21 protein-coding genes are annotated in these 19,984 nt (G+C 68.2%); 6 read left to right on the forward strand and 15 right to left on the reverse strand.

From position 1 onward, the window contains the following. The coding region (locus ABD260_RS30570; RefSeq protein WP_344239098.1) for a hypothetical protein at window positions 1-315 on the forward strand (315 nt) is incomplete at its 5' end. A 276-nt stretch (window positions 316-591) separates the two neighbouring features. Further along, on the forward strand, window positions 592-969 hold the full coding sequence (locus ABD260_RS30575) for a hypothetical protein (protein ID WP_344239100.1): 378 nt from the start codon (window positions 592-594) through the stop codon (window positions 967-969). Window positions 970-1,221: 252 nt separating this feature from the next. Here ABD260_RS30575 and ABD260_RS30580 read toward each other — a convergent pair whose 3' ends face one another. From ABD260_RS30580 to ABD260_RS30590, 3 genes are all read right to left on the reverse strand, one after another. Continuing rightward, complete coding sequence (locus ABD260_RS30580) at window positions 1,222-3,153, reverse strand: TIGR03960 family B12-binding radical SAM protein (protein ID WP_344239102.1); 1,932 nt, start codon at window positions 3,151-3,153, stop codon at window positions 1,222-1,224. Window positions 3,154-3,225: 72 nt separating this feature from the next. Continuing rightward, window positions 3,226-3,969, reverse strand: a complete 744-nt coding sequence (gene pcaD / locus ABD260_RS30585; protein ID WP_344239104.1) for a 3-oxoadipate enol-lactonase — start codon at window positions 3,967-3,969, stop codon at window positions 3,226-3,228. Window positions 3,970-3,979: 10 nt separating this feature from the next. Continuing rightward, window positions 3,980-4,435, reverse strand: coding sequence for an Lrp/AsnC family transcriptional regulator (locus ABD260_RS30590; protein WP_344239107.1), 456 nt, complete (start codon window positions 4,433-4,435; stop codon window positions 3,980-3,982). Window positions 4,436-4,514: 79 nt separating this feature from the next. On the opposite strand from ABD260_RS30590, the gene ABD260_RS30595 reads away from it, so the two are divergent. Continuing rightward, window positions 4,515-4,925, forward strand: a complete 411-nt coding sequence (locus tag ABD260_RS30595; RefSeq protein ID WP_344239109.1) for a DUF2000 domain-containing protein — start codon at window positions 4,515-4,517, stop codon at window positions 4,923-4,925. Here ABD260_RS30595 and ABD260_RS30600 read toward each other — a convergent pair. The 3 genes from ABD260_RS30600 to ABD260_RS30610 all read right to left on the reverse strand — a co-directional run bounded on the left by ABD260_RS30600 (window position 4,916) and on the right by ABD260_RS30610 (window position 6,766). Then, on the reverse strand, window positions 4,916-5,806 hold the full coding sequence (locus ABD260_RS30600) for a sigma-70 family RNA polymerase sigma factor (protein ID WP_344239111.1): 891 nt from the start codon (window positions 5,804-5,806) through the stop codon (window positions 4,916-4,918). The two genes, ABD260_RS30595 and ABD260_RS30600, sit on opposite strands and share 10 nt — an antisense overlap. After that, window positions 5,755-6,186, reverse strand: coding sequence for a carboxymuconolactone decarboxylase family protein (locus ABD260_RS30605; RefSeq protein ID WP_344239113.1), 432 nt, complete (start codon window positions 6,184-6,186; stop codon window positions 5,755-5,757). Before ABD260_RS30605 ends, ABD260_RS30600 begins: the two co-directional genes overlap by 52 nt. 67 nt (window positions 6,187-6,253) lie before the next feature. Beyond that, complete coding sequence (locus tag ABD260_RS30610) at window positions 6,254-6,766, reverse strand: DUF6790 family protein (RefSeq protein WP_344239115.1); 513 nt, start codon at window positions 6,764-6,766, stop codon at window positions 6,254-6,256. Window positions 6,767-6,823: 57 nt separating this feature from the next. Between ABD260_RS30610 and ABD260_RS30615 the strand changes: the two genes are divergently transcribed. After that, window positions 6,824-7,243 carry a MarR family winged helix-turn-helix transcriptional regulator gene (locus ABD260_RS30615; protein WP_344239117.1) on the forward strand — a complete coding sequence of 140 codons (420 nt, stop codon included), beginning with the start codon at window positions 6,824-6,826 and terminating at the stop codon, window positions 7,241-7,243. A gap of 57 nt (window positions 7,244-7,300) precedes the next feature. Here ABD260_RS30615 and ABD260_RS30620 read toward each other — a convergent pair whose 3' ends face one another. The 9 genes from ABD260_RS30620 to ABD260_RS30660 all read right to left on the reverse strand — a co-directional run bounded on the left by ABD260_RS30620 (window position 7,301) and on the right by ABD260_RS30660 (window position 16,326). Beyond that, a complete protein-coding gene (locus tag ABD260_RS30620) occupies window positions 7,301-8,017 on the reverse strand; it encodes a hypothetical protein (RefSeq protein WP_344239119.1) in 717 nt (238 codons plus the stop codon). Between the two features lie 69 nt (window positions 8,018-8,086). Further along, window positions 8,087-9,253: a rod shape-determining protein RodA gene (gene rodA, locus ABD260_RS30625; RefSeq protein ID WP_344239121.1), complete on the reverse strand. Its 1,167-nt coding sequence runs from the start codon at window positions 9,251-9,253 to the stop codon at window positions 8,087-8,089. Between the two features lie 10 nt (window positions 9,254-9,263). Continuing rightward, complete coding sequence (mrdA, locus tag ABD260_RS30630) at window positions 9,264-11,315, reverse strand: penicillin-binding protein 2 (RefSeq protein WP_344239123.1); 2,052 nt, start codon at window positions 11,313-11,315, stop codon at window positions 9,264-9,266. Further along, the gene (gene mreD / locus ABD260_RS30635; RefSeq protein ID WP_344239125.1) at window positions 11,312-11,842 is read right to left on the reverse strand and encodes a rod shape-determining protein MreD; all 531 of its coding nucleotides are present in this window, start codon (window positions 11,840-11,842) and stop codon (window positions 11,312-11,314) included. Before mreD ends, mrdA begins: the two co-directional genes overlap by 4 nt. Before the next feature lie 4 nt (window positions 11,843-11,846). Further along, on the reverse strand, window positions 11,847-12,782 hold the full coding sequence (mreC, locus tag ABD260_RS30640; protein WP_344239127.1) for a rod shape-determining protein MreC: 936 nt from the start codon (window positions 12,780-12,782) through the stop codon (window positions 11,847-11,849). A 10-nt stretch (window positions 12,783-12,792) separates the two neighbouring features. Next, the gene (mreB, locus tag ABD260_RS30645; protein WP_272948512.1) at window positions 12,793-13,821 is read right to left on the reverse strand and encodes a rod shape-determining protein; all 1,029 of its coding nucleotides are present in this window, start codon (window positions 13,819-13,821) and stop codon (window positions 12,793-12,795) included. Window positions 13,822-14,068: 247 nt separating this feature from the next. Continuing rightward, the gene (gene ndk, locus ABD260_RS30650) at window positions 14,069-14,479 is read right to left on the reverse strand and encodes a nucleoside-diphosphate kinase (protein ID WP_344239129.1); all 411 of its coding nucleotides are present in this window, start codon (window positions 14,477-14,479) and stop codon (window positions 14,069-14,071) included. Window positions 14,480-14,482: 3 nt separating this feature from the next. Beyond that, window positions 14,483-14,845: a DUF4233 domain-containing protein gene (locus ABD260_RS30655; protein WP_344239131.1), complete on the reverse strand. Its 363-nt coding sequence runs from the start codon at window positions 14,843-14,845 to the stop codon at window positions 14,483-14,485. Then, window positions 14,842-16,326: a bifunctional folylpolyglutamate synthase/dihydrofolate synthase gene (locus ABD260_RS30660; protein WP_344239133.1), complete on the reverse strand. Its 1,485-nt coding sequence runs from the start codon at window positions 16,324-16,326 to the stop codon at window positions 14,842-14,844. Before ABD260_RS30660 ends, ABD260_RS30655 begins: the two co-directional genes overlap by 4 nt. A gap of 74 nt (window positions 16,327-16,400) precedes the next feature. On the opposite strand from ABD260_RS30660, the gene valS reads away from it, so the two are divergent. After that, window positions 16,401-18,971 carry a valine--tRNA ligase gene (valS, locus tag ABD260_RS30665; protein WP_344239135.1) on the forward strand — a complete coding sequence of 857 codons (2,571 nt, stop codon included), beginning with the start codon at window positions 16,401-16,403 and terminating at the stop codon, window positions 18,969-18,971. Between the two features lie 195 nt (window positions 18,972-19,166). Continuing rightward, window positions 19,167-19,916: a hypothetical protein gene (locus tag ABD260_RS30670; RefSeq protein ID WP_344239137.1), complete on the forward strand. Its 750-nt coding sequence runs from the start codon at window positions 19,167-19,169 to the stop codon at window positions 19,914-19,916. Window positions 19,917-19,984: the final 68 nt, after the last annotated feature.

A 19,984-nucleotide genomic window follows, 5' to 3' on the forward strand; every position in this document is an offset into this window, starting at 1 on the left:
GGCGGAACAACCACCGGTGACCAGCCAGTCGGCGGAACAACCACCGGTGACCAGCCAGTCGGCGGAACAACCACCGGTGACCAGCCGGTCGGCGGAGCAACCACGGGTGATCGGGCGGTGGTGGGGGCGACTGGGGGTGATTTGGAGGCTCGGGTTCGGGCGTTGCTGGGGCCGCCGCCGCGTCGTCGCCCGGTGCTGATTGCGGTGGCGATTGCGGTCTTCGCGGTCGGTTCGCTGCCGGCCGCGGCTGTGCAGCACACCGGGGAGAGCCTGTTCGAGCACGCCGAGCGGCCGGCGGCCGTACACCACACCTGACCACCCGAATCACGCGAGGCGGCGCGCATACGCGCCTGCCCGGCCCGAGAAGCGCCAAGCCACACCCACCTGCACCTGCCCGGCCCGAGAAGCGCCAAGCGACATCCACCTGACCGGCCCGCGAAGCGCTAAGCGGCACCCACCCGCACCTTGCCGCGGCCCGAGTACACCGCCTGACGAGCCGGTTGGTTTCAGTACGGTCGAAGGGGTCGACGGATGTTACTCAATGACCTAATCTGCTGACTCTCTGTAGGTTTTCAACCGGAGGGTGTGCAGATGAGGAAGCTCGTAAGCGCGGTAGCCGCAACCGCCGCGGCAGCAGCCGGACTGATCGTGGCCGCACCGGCCCAGGCGGCACCGGCGTCCACGGCCGCGTGTGACCTGGTGACAGCCAAGTCGGTCGGCTACTCGGCGTCGATGCTGTTCGTCGCCGTCGGTCTGGAAGGGTGCTCGAACAGCGTCACCGAGGTCCGCGTGGAGCTACAGAAGGGCGCCAGCGCCTCCGGCCCGTTCAGCACGGTCGCCGAGACGTACGCGTACTCCGGCGGCGGCGCCTGGTTCGACGGCGGCACCGGCTGCGGGTACTACATCGGCGTCGCCCACTGGCAATCCCAAACCGAGACAACCCCCACCCCGGCGTACTACTGCAACTGACCCCAGCCAAGCCGCGGCTGTCATTTGCGGGGTTAACCACCGGCCTTGTGCCTTCACCACTCGCATGCGGGTGGTGAAGGCACAACACGAGGGGTTGACCCCTCAAATGGCAAGAGCGCAAAGGGCACGGCGGGGCGGAGCGGAGCGGAGCGGGGCGGGGGCCGAGTTGGGCGGGGCGGGGGCCGAGTTGGGGCGGGGCGGGGCGGGGGCCGAGTTGGGCGGGGCGGGGGCGGGGCGGGGGCGGGGCGGGGGTCAGACGACTGACAGTGGGAGGAGTTTTTTGCCGGTGGGGCCGATTTGGATTTCGGTGCCCATTTGCGGGCAGACGCCGCAGTCGAAGCACGGGGTCCAGCGGCAGTCCTCCACCTCGATCGCGCCGTCCTCCTCGAGCGAGTCCTGCCAGTCTTCCCACAGCCAGTCGCGGTCCAGCCCCGAATCCAGGTGGTCCCACGGCAGCACCTCGGCGTACTCGCGCTCCCGCGTCGTGTACCAGGCAAGGTCGACCGGCTCCCCGGCGAGCGCCTTCGCCGTGCACTCGATCCACCGGTCGTACGAGAAGTGCTCGCTCCACCCGTCGAAGCGCCCGCCGTCGCGCCAGACCGCCTCGATCACGCGGCCGATGCGGCGGTCGCCGCGGGACAGCAGGCCTTCGATGATGCCGGGCTTGCCGTCGTGGTACCGGAAACCGATCGCCTTCGCGTAGTTCTTGTCCGCCCGGATCGCCGCGCCGAGCTTCGCCAGCCGCGCGTCGGTCTCTTCCGAGCCGAGCTGCGCGGCCCACTGGAAGGGCGTGTGCGGCTTCGGTACGAACCCGCCGATCGACACCGTGCAGCGGATGTCCCGCCGGCCGGACGCCTCGCGCCCGGTCGCGATGACCTTCTTCGCCAGGTCCGCGATCGCGAGGACGTCCTCGTCGGTCTCGGTCGGCAGACCACACATGAAGTACAGCTTCACCTGCCGCCAGCCGTGGCTGTACGCGGCGGCGACGGTACGGATCAGGTCCTCTTCGGTGACCATCTTGTTGATCACCTTGCGCATCCGGTCGGACCCGCCCTCGGGCGCGAACGTCAGCCCACTGCGCCGGCCGTTGCGGGAGAACTCGTTCGCCAGCGTGATGTTGAAGGCATCGACCCGGGTCGACGGCAGCGACAGCGAGACGTTGCTGCCCTCGTACTGGTCGCCGAGGCCCTTCGCCACCTCCGCGATCTCGCTGTGGTCGGCGGATGACAGGCTGAGCAGCCCGACCTCCTCGAACCCGGACTGCTTCAGCCCGTTCTCGACCATCGCGCCGATCGTGGTGATGCTGCGTTCACGCACCGGCCGGGTGATCATGCCCGCCTGGCAGAACCGGCAGCCACGCGTACAGCCGCGGAAGATCTCCACCGAGAACCGCTCGTGCACGGTCTCGGCCAGCGGTACCAGCGGCTTCTTCGGGTACGGCCACGCGTCCAGGTCCATCACGGTGTGCTTCGCGGTCCGGAACGGTACGCCGGGGCGGTTCGGCGTGACGCGCTGAATCCGGCCGTCCGGAAGGTAGTCGACGGTGAAGAACTTCGGGATGTACACGCCACCGGACTTCGCCAGCCGGAGCAGCACCTCGTCCCGGCCACCGGGGCGGCCCTCGTCCTTCCACTCCCGGATCACCTCGGAGATCGCCAGCACGATCTCCTCGCCGTCGCCCATCACCGCGGCGTCGACGAAGTCCGCGATCGGCTCCGGGTTGAACGCCGCGTGCCCGCCGGCCAGCACGATCGGGTCCTCGTCGGTCCGGTCGACGGCGTGCAGCGGGATGCCGGCCAGGTCCAGCGCGGTCAGCATGTTCGTGTACCCGAGCTCGGTCGAGAACGACAGCCCGAACACGTCGAACGCACGCACCGGCCGGTGCGAGTCGAGCGTGAACTGCGGGATCGCGCTGTCCCGCATCATCTGTTCCATGTCCGGCCAGACCGAGTACGTCCGCTCGGCCAGGATGTGATCCCGCTCGTTCAGCACTTCGTACAGGATCTGGACGCCCTGGTTGGGCAGTCCCACCTCGTACGCGTCCGGGTACATCAGGGCCCAGCGGACACTGACCGCGTCCCACTCCTTGCTGACGGAGTTCAACTCACCACCGACGTACTGGATCGGCTTCTGCACACCCGGCAGCAGCGCCTCCAGGCGGGGGAACAGCGATTCGACAGTCATAGCCACTTCCAGTCAGCGATCAGAGCGCTTACCAGACTAACGCCGCGAGTCACGCACGCTGGAATCGCAGGCTCAGGCGAGGTGGGCCAGGAGTAGGGGGTTGACGAGGTCGGGGTGGGAGTAGGTGACCAGATGGGCGGCGTTTTCGACGATTTCCAGGTGGGCGCCGGGGATCTGGGCGGCCAGCGGGACGACGGTTTCCGGTGGGACGGAGGTGTCGGAGTCGGCGGTGATCAGGAGCACTGGGGCAGTGATGGTGGCGAGGTCAGGGACCAGATTGGTCGTGCTCAGCGCCTCGCAGCAGGCGGCGTAGCCCTCGGCCGGGCAGGCGAGGAGCATCTCGCGGATGGGCGCGATCTCGGTGAAGTCAGGCAGGAACCAGCGGCCCAGCGTGGCGTCGGCGATCGCCTTGGTGCCTTCGGCGCGTACCTGCGCGGCGCGCTCGGTCCATTGCTGTGGATTCGCGGCCGGATTGGACGGCGGGCAGATGATCGCGAACCGGTGGAACCGCTCCGGCGCGTTCTCGGCCAGCCACAAGCCGACCGCGCCGCCGAGCGAGATCCCGACGTACGACGCCTGCTCCGCACCGAGCGTGTCCAGCAACTCCAGGACATCGCCGCCGAGGTCCTCGATCGTGTACGGGCCATCGGGCGCCTCGGACTCACCGTGCCCGCGGTGATCGAAGGCCACCACCCGGAAGCGCTTGGACAGTACGTCCAGCTGCGGCGCCCACATCCGGTGGTCGGCGCCGAGCGACGAGCCGAGCAGCACCACGGGCGCCTCGGCCGGACCGGTCTCCACGTAGTTGAGTCGCATGTCCCCTACCCTACGAAGTCAGCGGCATGATCGTCGTCCGCCGCTGGTGCTCGAAGACGACCGAACTGCGAATGTCGGCGATCTCCTGCCGTTTCGCCAGCGCCAGGACCAGGTCGCGCAGCGCCTCGGTGTCCTTGACCGCGACATGGGCGAGGAAGTCCACGCCGCCGGACACCATGAACATGGCGAGCGTCTGCGGCAGCTCCATCACGTATGCCTCGAACGAGGTCGCGACCGCCATCGCCTGCGGCCGGAGCTTGATCGAGATGATCGCCTGCGTGGACCGGTCGATCGCCTTCAGGTCGACGGCCGCGTGGTACCCGCTGATCACGCCGCGGTCGCGCAGGCCGCGAATCCGCTCCAGGCAGGTCGACGGCGCGATCCCGAGCTCGGCCGCCATCTCCCGGTTGGTCCGGCGGGCGTCGTTCTGCAGCATCCGCAGCAGCGCCGTATCAAGTTCGTCCACATCTCCCAGTTTTGCAGATTCACCGAACGATGTTCGGAGCGTACGCCAATCTTCCGCGCACTGGACTACCTTCACCGGCGTGCTGACGAACAAGATGGTCCTGGTGATCGCGAACGAAGCTCCGCCCGGCGAGGCCCTCAACACCGCCGCGCTACTCGGGGTCGGCCTCGGTAGCCATCACGAAGACTGCGTCGGCCCGGACACCGTCGACGGCTCCGGCGCGGCCCACACCGGGATGTGCGTCTATCCGATTCCGGTACTCCGCGCGCCCGCCGCCAAGCTCGCGTCCTTGCGCGCCCGCGCCGCGACGTACGCCGAAATCACCATCCACGACATGCACCAAGTCGCCCAGCAGGCGCGCACGTACGACCAGATGTCCACGACGCTGAGCGGGACGAAGCCGGAGGACATCGAATACCTGGGCCTGGCGCTGTACGGCCCACGCTCGGCCGTCGACTCCGTGACCGGAGCCTTACCGCTCTATCGCTGAGAGGGTGTCTCAGACACCCTCTGTAACTTGTCGGGGTTGGCGAGGACGCGGATGGTGGCGATGCCGTCCGCGTCGCAATCCAGGGTCAGGATGTGCGGCCGGCCGCGGACGATGACGTGGACGGCCGGGCCGGTGACGAGGTCGATCGGGGTCGCGCTGAACTCGGGCGGGGCGTAGATGTGGGCGAAGAACGTCGCCACCCGGTCCCGGCCGGTCACCGGTTTGCGCGCCGTCCGGCGCAGGCCGCCGCCGTCGGTGTACGAGGTGGCCGTTGCCTTGAGCATCGATTCGAGCCGGGGCAGGTCGCCGTCCCGGGCGGCGGCGACGAAGTCCAGCAGCAGCCGGCGTTGTTCATCGGCCGACGGCTCGAATCGCGGCTCTTCGTCGACCGAACGCAGCGCCCGGCGGTGCAGTTGCCGGCAGTCCTCCGGCGTACGGTCCAGGATCTCCGCGATCTCCTCGTACGGGAGCGTGAAGGCGGTGCGCAGTACGTACACGGCCCGTTGCGGCGGGGTCAGCCGCTCCATGAGGTGCAGTAGCGCCATCGACACGTCGTCGAGGTCGAGCGCGGTCGCGGGCACCGGTTCCGGGAGCCATTCGCCGACATAGCTCTCGCGGCGTGCCTTTCGCGTTCGGAGTACGTCGATCGCCAGCCGCGTCACCACCCGGGTCAGGTAGCGGCGCGGCTCGGCGACGTCGGTGCGATCGGCGGCGGACCAGCGTACGTACGCCTCCTGCAGCACGTCCTCCGTGTCGTGCATGCTGCCGAGCAACCGGTACGCCAGGCCCGCGAGCATGCCGCGCGCCGACTGGTACTCCTCCAGCACCGTCACCCGGCGAGGTCCGGTTGCCTCCTGGTCGCGACGTTCAGACGGGTCCACAGGTTGATGGTGCCAATCGCGAGCAAAACATTCGCGGCGCCCTCCTCGCCGAAGTGCTCCACGACTCCGTCCCACACGTCATCGGGTACGCCGGTGCGCTCGAGGATCGTGACCGCATCGGTCAGCGCCAGCGCGGCCCTCTCGCGCTCGTCGTAGAACGACGACTCCCGCCAGGCAGCCAGTCCGAACAGGCGCTGGCTGGTTTCGCCTTCCTTCAGGGCGTCGGTGGTGTGCATGTTCAGGCAGTACGCGCAGCCGTTGAGCATCGACGCACGGACCTTGATCAGGTGCAGCAACGTGTGGTCCAGAACGCTCTGCACGTAGTTCTCCACGCCATACACGGCCCGGAAGCCGCGCGGCGAGACCTTGCTGAAGTTCATCCGCTCTTCCATACCGACACGACGGGCCCGGCGGTGTCGGGCGTGACACTGGCTGGTGTGACAGCGGTCACGCAAGGGCTGGCGCGGGTACTCGCGCGCGGGACTGGGCGACGGCGAGCAGGATCATCACCGCGGGGATGCCGACGTCGTACACGAGAATGCCGCCGCCGTTGCCGGGCTGGTGGTCACCGTGCGCGAACCATTGGTAGACGTGGCCGATCGTGGCACCCCAGAGGAAAACCGCCGCGACCAGCCCGACCGTCAGCCGCTCCCGCGCGGAACCGGACGCGGCCCGGAACGCGGCGACGGCCAGCGCCAGGTTGGCGAAGGCGATCTCGAACTGGAACGGGCTCCTGACGAAGCCGATCGTGTCCGCCATGTAGTTGCCGATGGCCAGGAACGACAGCGTCATCCACAGGCTGCCGCAGCCGAGGGCCGCGATCGCCCACCAGCGCAGCCAGATCTCCAACCTGGCGGACCGATCGTCGACGTCGCGGGACCGGAGCAGTGCCCCGGCACAGGCGATCACGATCCAGAGCAGCGGCGTACACGTCTTGATCAGGTAGGTCGTGGTGTCCATGACTTCAATGTTGCATGGTTAATATTAACTCGTCAACACTCATGTACAGTGGCCCCTGTGGACGACGGACTTGGGGATCTGCTGCACCGAGTGGTGGCGTTGCTCGGCGACGCCGCGCGCAAACAGGGCGGCGAGGAGGGCGGGCTGACGTACAGCCAGCTGCGGTTGCTGGGATCGGTGGAGGATGTGGAGCCGGCGACGCAGCATCGGCTGGCTCAGGTGCTCGGCGTTTCGGACCCGGCGGTCAGCCGGGCGCTGCGGCCGCTGGAGGAGAAGGGCTTGGTCCGCATCACTCAAGACCCGCAGCATGCGCGGCGGCGGCTGGTCGAGCTCACGCCGGCAGGCCGGACGGCGTACCACACCATTGGCAAACCGCTCGCGGACGCGCTCCGCCGAGCGCTGCAGGCGGAGGACTTCCCGTACGACCGGTACCTGGCCGACACACTCCGGCTGGCCGAGATCCTCGAATCGTCCTGATCAGGAGAGCAGCAACGCTCAGGAGATCCGCAGGGCTTCAGAAGATCGGCAAGGGGCTCAGGAGATCTGCAGGGTGTGGCGGACCTTGACCACCGCGGTTTCGGTGGCCGGCTCCAGCTCGGTGCCTTGGCCGGCGAGGATGCTGACCGAGATCATCACATCACCTACGCCGGTGACGGCCGCGGTGTACTCGAGCCCGCGCTTCGAGCCGCTCGTACCGGTCAGCCGGAACGCGAACGGCTTCGTCCCGTACGCGGGTGCGGTGATCTCCTCGACCTTCATCGACGTATTGCCCGCGCCCTTGGTCTTCAGCGACACCTTCGAACAGTTGCCGACGGCTTTCGCGTACGACTCGCGCAGGTCGCCGACCTCGTCGGCCGTCCCCATCGAGTCCAGGACGTAGTCGATGTACGGACCTTCCTGGCCGCCGGTGAACGTACGGGCCGCGCTGGCCTTCGAGCCGGGCGCCTTGGTGGCGTTCAGGTACTTCACCAGCGTCTTGCAGCGGTCGCTCGGCGACGAGAACGGCTTCGTGCCGTCGGCCGAATCCTCCTTGTCCTCGGAGAATCCACTCGGCAGGTCGGCCAGCTCGAGCAGCGCCTTCGTCAGCTCCACTTCGGTCCGGGTCACCGGCACACCGGACGTACTCGACGGGACCGCGGTGGGACTCGGCGTACTGGCCGGCGCGCCGGCGCTCTCCTTGTCCTCACTGCCACACGAGGCAAGCGACAACCCAAGAACAGCAGCGAGCGCGAACGAGACGATCCTGGTCATGCGGACCTTCCGGAAGAGGCTCAAGGCGGCGAGCAGGGTGCAGCGTACCTGACTGCTCAGGTCTTCCGGTCAGTAGCTGTGGGAGCGGAGGTGGATGTTCTCCAGCAGGCCGACCGCGAGCAGGCAGGCGAACATCGACGAGCCGCCGTACGACACGAACGGCAGCGGCAGGCCGGTGACCGGCATGATGCCGAGCGTCATCCCGATGTTCTCGAACGCCTGGAACGCGAACCAGCAGACGATCCCGGTCGCCACCAGCCGGCCGAACGCGTCCCGCGCGGTGACCGCGATCCGCAGGCCCCGGAACAGGATCACCGCGAACAGCGCGATGATCGCGCCGGCGCCGATCAGCCCGAGCTCCTCCCCCGCGACCGTGAAGACGAAGTCGGTGTGCTGCTCGGGGACGAACGCATTCTGCGTCTGGCCGCCGTGGAACAGCCCCTGCCCGAACACGCCGCCGTTGCCGATCGCGATCCGGGCCTGGTTCACGTTGTACCCGATGCCCTGCGGGTCCGTGGACGGATGCAGGAAGGCGGTGAAGCGTTCGAGCTGGTACGTCTTCAGCACATGCAGCTCGATCGCGATCGCCGCGACCAGCACGCCCGCGGTGAGCAGGCCGAGCATCCATCGTTTCGGTACCCCGGAGACGGCGATGATCCCGAACACGATCGAGCCGAGCACCATCACCGTGCCCAGGTCCGGCTGCAGCATCACCAGGATCACCGGGATCGCGGCGACCCCGATCGCCTGCGCGACGTCGACGGTCCGGGCGTTCTCGTTCCGGTCGGTCTCGCCCTTCTCGGCGATCAGCAGCGCCATCCCGACGATCACCGCGAGCTTGGCGAACTCACTCGGCTGGATCGACATGCCAGGCAGGTGAATCCACGACCGGGAGCCGTTGATGGTCGAACCGACGCCCGGAACCAGCACCAGGATCAGTCCGACGATCGAGCCCGCGTACAGTACCGGCGCCAGGATCCGGACCCGGCGATGATCGGTGATCGCGGCACCGACCGCGAGCACCAGACCGATCGCGAAGTTCAGCGCGTGCCGGGCCAGGAACGCGTACTGGTTGCCGCCGGTGAGCGTGGTCCGGTTGTGGGTCGACGACCAGATCAGCATCGCGCCGATGAAGGACAGCGCGACCACGCACAGTACGAGCACCCAGTCCACGTGCCACACGGTCGACCGGCGGTCCATCCGCGGCCTGGTCCGGATCGGAGTCAGCAACGCCATGCCCGGCTCCTCACTGCCCCGGCTGCTTACCGGGCGGCGGGGTGGGCTTGATGTTGTACAGCGTCTCGTAGATCTTGCGGACCGCGTCACCACCGGCGCCGGAACCCGTACCCGCCTGGCTGATCATCATCACGACCGCGTACCGGTCGCTGTACGACGCGAGCCAGGACGTGGTCTGCTTCCCGTACACCTCGGCCGTACCGGTCTTGGCGCGGATCGGGATCTGGGTCAGCGGGAAGCCCTGGAACTTCCACGCCGCCGTACCGGTCAAGGTGGTCTGCTTCAAGGCGTTGTCGATGTAGCGCAGGGTGTTCGCCGGGACCGGGAGCTTCGCCTTCGCGGTCGGCTTGATCTGGTGCGACTTGCCGTTCGCGCCGATCCACGACTGCACCACGCGCGGCTCGTACAAGGTGCCACCGTTCGACAGGGCCGAGTACACGGTTGCCAGCTGCAGCGGGGTGACGATCGTGTCGCCCTGGCCGATCGCGAAGTTCACCGCGTCACCGGCCCGGTACTTGTACCCGTCGACGCAGAACTCGCGGGAGAACTGCTTCAAGAACGCCGAGGTGCCCGCGGGCGGGTTGCTCGCCAGCTTGCAGTAGTAGTCCTTCTGCGAGTCGTAGTAGGTCTTCTTCCACTTCCGGTCCGCGATCCGGCCACTCACCTCACCGGGCAGATCGACCCCGGTCGGCGTCCCCAGACCGAACTTCTGCGCCATCTCCACCAGCGGATCACGGGTGTTGATGTCGCTGGAGTTACCGCCCTCCTTCAGCCAGAGCGCGTACGCGATCCGGTAGAAGAACGTGTCGCAGGACAGCGCGAGCGCCTGGTCGAACCCGATCATCCCGTACGACGCGGACTCGTAGTTCTTGAACCTACGGTTGCCGACCTCGAAGTACGACGAGCAGTCCAGCCGGGTCTTCGGGCTGTACCCGGCGCCCATCGCGGCCGCGGTGGTGATCGGTTTGAACGTCGATCCCGGCGCGAGTTGTGCCTGCAGCGCGCGGGACACCAGCGGCGTACCGGACTTGGCCGAGTAGAGGGCGTCCAGCTCGCGCTGGCTGATCCCGCCGACCCAGACCCCCGGGTCGTACGTCGGGTAGCTGGCCATCGCGACCACGCGACCGGTCTTCGTGTCCATCACCACCGCGGCACCCGAATCGGCCACATACTTCCGGTGCGTCACCGGGTCGGTCTGCTTCCGCGCGGTCATGATCGCGTTCTTCAGCTGGGCCTCGACCGACGCCTGGATGCGGGAGTCGATCGTGCTCACCAGCGTCGCGCCCGGAACCGGCGCGGTCTGCTTCTGGACACCGGTCGTGTACCCGACCGCGTCGACGATCACGTCCTTCTGACCCGGCGTCCCGCGCAGGAGCTCGTCGTACGACCGCTCGATGCCGGCGCGGCCGACCAGATCGGACCGGTGCGGCACCGAGTCCTGCCCGGCCTTGTCCATCTCGTCGAGCTCTTCGGTGGTGATCGGCGACAGGTACCCGAGGATGTGCGCCGCGTTCACCTTGTAGGGCTCCGGGTACGCGCGCAGGGTCTGCGAGTCGGCGGAGACGCCCGGGAAGTCCTCGCGGCGCTCCATCACCTCGATCGCCACCTGTTCGCTGACGTCCTTCGCGACCGGGATCGGCTGGTACGGCGTACCGTTCCAGCAGGCCGGCGGCTTCGACGCACCCGGCTCGCCGCAGAGCATCGTCCGCGCCTTCAGGTCGGCCGGCTTCTGGCCGAGCACCTTCGCCAGCCGGGCGAGTACGACGTTCTGCTGCGATTGTGGCAGTTTCGCCAGCACCGACCGGTCGACCGTGATCATCAGCGAGACCCGGTTGCCGACCAGCGTGCGGCCCTGCGAGTCCACGATCGTGCCGCGCGGCGCCGGAACCAGAACCTTCCGGATGTGCTGCGCGGTCGCCGCCTGGGTGTAGTCGGCGCCCGACATCACCTGCATGTACCAGAGCCGGGCGAACAGCGTGCAGAGCAGTGAGAAGACCAGCACGCCGATCACCATCAACCGCAACCGTGCCTTCAGCGGCGCTTCGAAGCCGTCCCAGTTCACGGCGCGACCCGTCGCTCACGCGCAGGCTGTACGCGACCCATGATCCACATCACCAGCGGGATCACCACGATCGCGCCGACCACGTCGTACCCGGCGGAAATGCCCAGCCGCACACCGAACTGACCCCAGTCGACCGACGGGTCGTGCAGGAGCGAGCCGGTCGCGCTGTACAGAAAGAAGGAGATCGCTGTCCCGAGCACGACCGTCAGCGCGACGCCGAGCGGGCCGACCGGACCGCTCGAGTTCTGCCGGCGGATCACGCCGGCGACATACCCCGCGATCGCCAGCGACAGCGCCCAGCGGCCGGCGGTGTGATCGGCCGGCGGAACGATGTCGAGCAGCAGACCGCCGGCGAATCCGGCGATCGCGCCCCACTCCGGCCCGCGCGACAGCGCCAGCGCGATCACCACGATCAGCGTCAGGTCACATGTCACCCCGGCGACGGCGATGTTCGACAGGACGGAGGTCTGCACGGTTACGGCGACCATCAGGAAAAGGGCCGCCAGGCCGATGCGTAGTGCGATCACGTGGTCAGTTCCCCTTCCCTAGTTGAGTACGCGGTGGCCGGGCCGGTGGGCCGGTCACCACGCCGACGGTGTCGATCCGGGTCGGATCGACATACGGCTTGATGGTCGCGGTGGAGCCGAGGGCGCCTTCGTTCGGCGTCACCGAGGTGACGACGCCGATCGGGACACCAGGTACGTACGGCGCGTCGCCGGTGGAGCCCCAGGTGACGATCCGGTCGCCGACCTTCGGCCGCGCCTTCGGGTCGACCAGCTTGTAGTCGAGGGTGCCGGCCACGTCGCCCCGCCCGGAGACGAAGCCGAGCGCCATCGTCGCGTTCAGCCGGCCGCCCACGGTCGAGTTGCGGTCGCCGATCAGCAGCACGGTCGCGGTCCCCTGGGTGGTCCGCACCACCCGGCCGACCAGACCGGTCCCGTTCATCACCGTCATGTCCGGCCGCACGCCATCAGCCGTACCGGCGTCGATCGTGACCGTGTGGTTGAAGGTCTGCGCGCTGCCGATCCCGATCACCCGGGCCGGCGTCATCGTGAACGCCGGCGCCACCTTGAGCAGCTTGTCCAGCTCCTGCGCCCGGCTGCGGGCGTAGTCGGAGGTGTTCAGCTGCCGGGTCAGATCTTCATTGGCACTTTTCAGTTTTTCATTCTCTGCCTTCAACCTATCCACTTCGGCGAATCGGTCGCGGAGGTTGTCCACAGGCTGCCGGGCCTCGCTCGCGGTCGACTCCAGCGGGCCGAACACACTCGCCGCGGCCGAGCGCAACGGCTCCACCGGCGAACCGGCCGAGCGGCGGGCATCGAGCACGATCAAAGTGAGACTGGCCAGGATCACCAGCACCAGGACGGTCCGGCGACGGCGGATTTCCCGGGGCAATCCGGCTGAGCGCAGGGGCGTACCCGCCGACCGGATCGCGCTCCGGGCCGGGGTACCGAGGTCTTTGAGCATCGGTGGAGTCTCAGCGCCGGTTGTCGGTGACCAGGATGCGGTTGAGGGTCTCGATGTTGTCGACGCACTTGCCGGCACCGAGCACGACCGCGTCCAGCGGGTTCTCCGCGACGTGGATCGGGATTCCGGTCTCGTGCCGCAGCCGCTCGTCCATCCCCTTCAGCAGCGCGCCACCACCGGTCAGCACAATGCCGCGGTCGACGATGTCACCGGCCAGCTCCGGCGGGGTCTTGTCCAGCGTCGCCTTGACCGCGTCGACGATCGCCGTGATCGGCTCCTCGATCGCCTGCCGCATGTCCGCCGAGGACACCTTCACGGTCCGCGGCAGACCGGAGACCATGTCCCGGCCGCGGATCTCGCTGTCCGGCCCGTCGGTGGTCGGGAACGCCGACCCGATCGTCATCTTGATCTGCTCCGAGGTGGCCTCGCCGAGCAGCAGCGAGAACTCCTTCTTGCAGTAGTTCACGATCGCCTTGTCGATGGCGTCACCGGCCACCCGGATCGACTGGCTGGTGACGATGCCGCCGAACGAGATCACCGCGACCTCGGTGGTCCCACCGCCGATGTCGACCACCATGTTGCCGGTGGCGTCCCGGACCTCGAGGTTCGACCCGAGCGCGGCCGCCATCGGTTCCTCGATGATGTACACCTTGCGCGCGCCGGCCATGTACCCGGCGTCCCGGACCGCACGCTGCTCGACCGCGGTGATGCCCGACGGTACGCAGACCACGATCCGCGGCTTGGCGAAGTACCGCCGCCGGTGCACGCGCTGGATGAAGTACCGCAGCATCTGCTCGGCGGCGTCGAAGTCGGCGATCACGCCGTCCTTCAGCGGCCGGATCGCGGTGATGTTGCCCGGCGTCCGGCCGATCATCTTCTTCGCCTCGTGCCCGAACGCGACCGCCTCCCGCGGCTCGTCCGTCCGGGTCGCGACCACCGACGGCTCGTTCAGCACGACGCCCCGGCCGCGGACGTACACCAGCGTGTTCGCCGTCCCGAGATCGACCGCCATGTCGCGGCCGAGCATGCTGTTCGCCACCGCGGCACCTCCCACTCGGTCCCCGACCAGGCTAAGCGCGACCCGCCCTCAGCCCGTGGACCGACACGACCACGTCCGCCCAAGCACTTATCGTATCCGTCCCTTCACCTGCAGTCCGCAGCGGCCTTCAGCAGCGGAGAAGACCGGCGGCTGGACAGTACGTATGCGTCCACTGGTGGACAATCCAGGCGGCTCCAAGGCGCGCCCGCGCAGCTAGCACACGTATACGTACTGTCCAGCTGCAGATTCAGGGGAGGTCGGGGAACCAGAGTTTGATTTCGCGGGAGGCGGATTCTTCGGAGTCGGAGCCGTGGACGAGGTTCTCGCGGTTGGACAGCGAGAGGTCGCCGCGGATCGTGCCCGGAGCCGCCTTGCGGCCGTCGGTGGCGCCGTTCAGGGCGCGGATGACCTCGATCGCCTCGTCACCCTCGAGCACCATCGCGACCAGCGGACCGCTGGTGACGAAATCGCGGAGCGGCGGGTAGAAAGCCTTGTCCACGTGCTCGGCGTAGTGCTGGTCGGCCAGGTCGGCGTCGATCGTGCGCAGGTCCATGGCGACGATCCGGAGGCCCTTGGCCTCGAACCGGCCCAGCACCTCGCCGACCAGGCCGCGGCGGACCGTGTCGGGCTTCAGCAGGACCAGGGTTCGCTGCGACATCTGTCAACTCTCTCTAGAAGTAGTCGGGGCGGATGAGCCTAGCTGCTCGTTGGCCTTCTTTGCCTCTTCGATCCGGCGGCCGAGGACGATGGCGGCCACCCAGAAGGCGGCGAAGGCGATGCCGAGGACGAACATCACCGGTACGACGAAACCCAGGCCGACCGCGCCGACCTGGACGATCGAACCGAGGACGTAGCCCGCCTGGAACCGCAGCAGCCCGGCCGAGATCAGCGCCAGCAGGAACAGCCCCAGGCAGACCGGGACCGCGACCGCCGGACGGACGTTCGCGACCGAGATCATCACCGGCGTGACGAGTGCGAGCACGATCGACTCGAACGCCAGCACGATCGAAGCGAGCGACCTCACCGCGGCTCACCCTCCGGCTGCTCATCGCCGCTCAGCTCGTCCCCGCTCAGCTCGTCCCCGCTCAGCTCGTCCCCGCTCAGCTCGTCCCCGCTGAGCTCGTCCCCGGCCAGGTGCAGGCCGGTCGGCTGGTCGGACCTCGGCTTGCGGACCAGCAGGGCGCGGGCCTCGCCGGCAGTGATCACCGAGCCGGTGACCAGGACGCCGCCGGAGCCGAGTGCGACCGCATTCTCCTCGGCCAGCCGGATCGCGTCGTCGATCGCGTCGATCAGATGCGGCCGGACCAGTACGCGGTCCTCACCGAACACCTCGGCAGCCAGTTCACCCAGTTCCTCGGCCGGCATCGAGCGTTCGACGAAGCTGTTCCGCGTACACACCACGGTTTCCATGATCGGCTCGTACGCCTCCAGCAGCCCGTACACGTCCTTGTCCTTCATGCAGCCGAGGACGCCGATCAGCGGCTGGAACTGGAAGACCTCGGAGACCGTTGCTGCGGTCGCCTCCGCACCGTGCGGGTTGTGCGCGGCGTCGACGACGATGGTCGGGCTCTGCCGCACGACCTCCATCCGGCCCGGGCTGGTGACCTGCTCGAACCCGGCCTGCAGCAGTTCCGTCGTGACGCGGCCCTCGGTCTCCGGGCTGGCGCCGAACAGCGCCTCGACCGCGGCAACCGCGGTGGCGGCGTTGTGCGCCTGGTACTCACCGTGCAGGGGTACGAACAGCTCGTCGTACTCGCCGCCGAGGCCCTTGATCGAAAGCACCTGCCCGCCGACCGCGAGTGTACGGCTGACCACGCCGAACTCGATGCCCTCCCGCGCGACCTGAGCGCCCACCTCGGCGGACCGGCGCAGCAGCACCTCGAAGACCTCGAGGCTCTGCTGGGACATCACCGCCGTACCGCCGGGCTTGATGATGCCGGACTTCTCGCCCGCGATCGTGACCGGATCGGCACCGAGCAGATGCGCGTGGTCGACCGCGACCGGGGTGATCACCGAGACGGTCCCGTCGGCGACGTTGGTCGCGTCCCAGCTCCCGCCCAGGCCGACCTCGATCACCGCGACGTCGACCGGCGCGTCGGCGAAGACCGCGAACGCCATCGCGGTGATCACCTCGAAGAACGTCAGCGGGTGGTCCTGCTCGGCGTCGACGACCTCCAGGTACGGGGCGAGCTCCTCGTACGCCTCGACGAACCGCTCTTCGCTGATCGGCTCGCCGTCGAGCGTGATGCGCTCGCGGACCGACTCCAGATGCGGGCTGGTGAACCGTCCGGTGCGGAGGCCGGCCGCGCGCAACAGGCTGTCGATCATCCGGGCAGTCGACGTCTTGCCGTTCGTCCCCGTCAGATGCACCACCGGGTACGCCCGCTGCGGATCGCCGAGCAGCTCGACCAGCCGCCGGACGCGCTCGAGGGACGGTTCGATCTTGTGCTCCGGCCAGCGCTGCTGAAGCCGTGCCGATACCTCGGCATAGGAGAGGTCGCTCATGAGGTAGCCCAGTCTAGGAGGGGGCTGTGGATAAGCGGTCGGAGCACCCCTTGACAACCACTAACATTGTGCGCATGAGCCAGACGTCCCGTGTTCCAGCCAAGCCCAGCCTCGACGGTCTCGAGGAGAAGTGGGCTGCCGTATGGAAGGAGCAGCAGACCTACGCCTTCGACCGCACCGCGGAGCGCGCCGACGTGTTCTCGATCGACACGCCGCCGCCGACGGTGTCCGGTTCGCTGCACGTCGGGCACATCTTCAGCTACACCCACACCGACCTGGTCGCCCGCTTCCAGCGGATGCGCGGCAAGGAGGTCTTCTACCCGATCGGCTGGGACGACAACGGCCTGCCGACCGAGCGCCGGGTGCAGAACTACTACGGCGTCAAGTGCGACCCCTCACTGCCGTACGACCCGGACTTCACGCCCCCGGAGAAGCCGGACCCGAAGAAGCAGGTCCCGATCTCCCGGCAGAACTTCGTCGACCTGTGCGGTGAGCTGACGCACATCGACGAGCAGGCGTTCGAGGCGATGTGGCGGCAGGTCGGGCTGAGCGTCGACTGGTCGTACCTCTACACCACGATCTCCGAGGAGTCGCGGCGTACGTCGCAGCGCGCCTTCCTGCGCAACTTCGCCCGCGGCGAGGCGTACTTGTCCGAGGCGCCGACGATGTGGGACGTCACGTTCCAGACCGCCGTCGCGCAGGCCGAGCTGGAACCGCGGCCGTACCCGGGCGCGTACCACCGGATCTCCTTCCACGGCGCCGACGGACCGATCTACATCGAGACCACCCGCCCGGAGCTGATCCCGGCCTGCGTCGCGCTGATCGCGCACCCGGACGACGACCGCTACAAGCCGTTGTTCGGGACGACGGTGAAGTCGCCGCTCTTCGGGGTCGAGGTTCCGGTGCTCGCGCATCCCGCCGCCGAGATGGACAAGGGCGCCGGGATCGCGATGTGCTGCACCTTCGGTGACCAGACCGACATCCAGTGGTGGCGCGAGCTGCAGCTCCCGGTCCGGACGGTGATCGGCCGCGACGGCCGGCTGCTCCGCGACACCCCGGCCTGGCTGGAGGGTTCCGCGGCGGAGCTGTACGGCGAGCTGGCCGGCAAGACCGTGTTCAGCGCCCGCGAGCTGATCGTCCAGAAGCTGCGCGAGAGCGGCGACCTGGACGGCGAGCCGAAGAAGACCGACCGGATGGCGAACTTCTTCGAGAAGGGCGACAAGCCGCTCGAGATCGTCTCCACCCGGCAGTGGTACATCACCAACGGCGGCCGCGACGCCGGGCTCAAGCAGGAGTTCATCGAGCGCGGCAACGAGCTGGCCTGGGTTCCGGAGCACATGAAGCACCGCTACCTGAACTGGGTCGAGGGCCTGAACGGTGACTGGCTGATCTCCCGCCAGCGATTCTTCGGCGTCCCGTTCCCGGTCTGGTACCCGATCGACGCCGACGGCGAGGTCGACTACGACCACCCGCTGATGCCGTCCGAGGCCGAGCTGCCGATCGACCCGACCTCGCAGGCCCCGCAGGGATATGACGAGTCCCGGCGCGGCAAGCCGGGTGGGTTCGAGGCCGACCCCGACGTGATGGACACCTGGGCGACGTCCTCGCTGACACCGCACATCGTCTGTGGCTGGGAGCGTGACGAGGACCTGTTCCGGCGGACGTTCCCGATGGACCTGAACACCCACGCGCACGAAATCATCCGTACCTGGCTGTTCTCCCGCGTCGTCCGCGCGCACTTCGAGAACGGCACGCTGCCGTGGGCGCGGTCGATGATCTCCGGGTTCGTCGTCGACCCGGACCGGAAGAAGATGTCCAAGTCCAAGGGCAACGCGGTGGTGCCGTCGGAGATCCTGGACAAGTTCGGGTCGGACGCGGTCCGCTGGCGCGCGGCGATGGCACGGCCGGGGCTGGACTCGCCGTTCGACGAGTCGCAGATGAAGGTCGGCCGGCGGCTGGCGATCAAGGTCCTGAACGCGTCGAAGTTCGTGCTCGGGTTCGGCGCGACCGAGGCGGACCCGGAGGCGGTCGTCGAGGCCGACCCGGCGGCGGTCACCGAGGCCGTCGACCTGGCGATGCTGCGGCGGCTGCAGGCAGTCGTCACGGACGCCACTGCGGCCTTCGAGCGGTACGACTACACCGGCGCGCTGGAGATCAGCGAGCGGTTCTTCTGGACGTTCTGCGACGACTACGTCGAGCTGGTCAAGGAGCGCGCGTACGGCGGTCAGGGCGAGGCCGGCGCGGCCTCCGCGAAGGCGGCGCTCGCGGTCGCGTTGTCGGTGCAGCTGCGGCTCCTCGCGCCGTACCTGCCGTTCGCGACCGAGGAGGTCTGGTCGTGGTGGCAGGACGGCTCGATCCACGTCGCGTCCTGGCCGACGGTCGAGGCCGACCTCGCGGTCGCCGAGCAGGAGCCCGAGGTGCTGGACGCGGTGTCGGAGGTCCTGGCCGGCATCCGCGGCGCGAAGTCCGAAGCGCAGGTGTCGATGAAGACCGAGGTCAGCAAGGTCGAGGTCTCCGGACCGGCCGCCCGGCTGACATTGGCCGAGCGCGCGGAGCCTGACCTCCGTGCCGCCGGCCGCATCACCGGCGAAATCATCTGGCACGCCGACGACTCGGACACGGTAAAGGTCGTCGCCACGCTCTGAGGTTGATGGGCGCGTCGGTGGTTTGCCGATTCGCGTTGGTTGGTTGTGAGTGGTGCCCGTCTCTCCGGCTGGGGAGGCGGGCATCGCTGCGTACACGGTGTTCGACTACCCTGCGACACCAGCTTGCCCAGATGTGGAAGCATCGGGACCACCGATGAGCCGCACCCCGCGACCGTACGTCCGAGGAGCCACCCGATGACCGACCCCACCAACCCCAAGTCCGAAACAACCGCCGACACCACGGAAATCCCGGCTGTCCCGGCGGAGGCCCCGAAGGTGGCGGATGCTGAACCGGCGGACACCAAGGTCGCGGGTTCTGGACCGGCGGACACCAAGGTCGCGGACACAAAGGTCGCGGACCCCGAGGCGGCGGAGGATTCCAAAGCGGCGGAGGATTCCAAGGCGGAGGGGAAGAAGAAGCGGCGGGGGTTGCGTGGGGCTTGGGTGACTGTTGGTGGGGCGGTGGTTTTGCTGGTCGTGCTGGCGGTGGCCGGGTACCAGTGGGGGCTGGGGCCGCTCAGCACCTTGAACGCCAAGCGCGGGATCAACCCGCCCGCCAAGCTCGCCGGGCTGGATCGGATCACCGACAAGGAGATCCGCGACCAGCTGCAGCTCGATCAGACCCGGGAAGCGCTCAGCCGGATCAACAACGGCAAACAAGCAACAGTCGAGGCGTACGGGACCGTCGACGGCAACCGGATGTTCGTCATCATCGCCCTGCGCGGCAAGGTCGACATCGACAAGACCGTCGCGGACTCCGGCGCCACCCCGGACAAGATCAAGAAGGTCGGCAAGTCCACCTGCGTCGAATCCACCGGCAACCTCCCGACCCAGTGCTACCGAGGCTCCAACACCCTCACCGTCATCGCCCAGTCCGCCAACGAGGGCGTCAACGTCGACCAGGTAGAACCCGTAGCCGAAGAAGCCTTCAAAGCCATGCGCTGACCCACTCGAACCAAACTGCCACCAGGCATCCCGCTCACCGAAGCCTGAAGCTGTCCGGACCTCTCCAT

This window comes from Kribbella hippodromi (assembly GCF_039531045.1).
GTDB lineage: Bacteria > Actinomycetota > Actinomycetes > Propionibacteriales > Kribbellaceae > Kribbella > Kribbella hippodromi.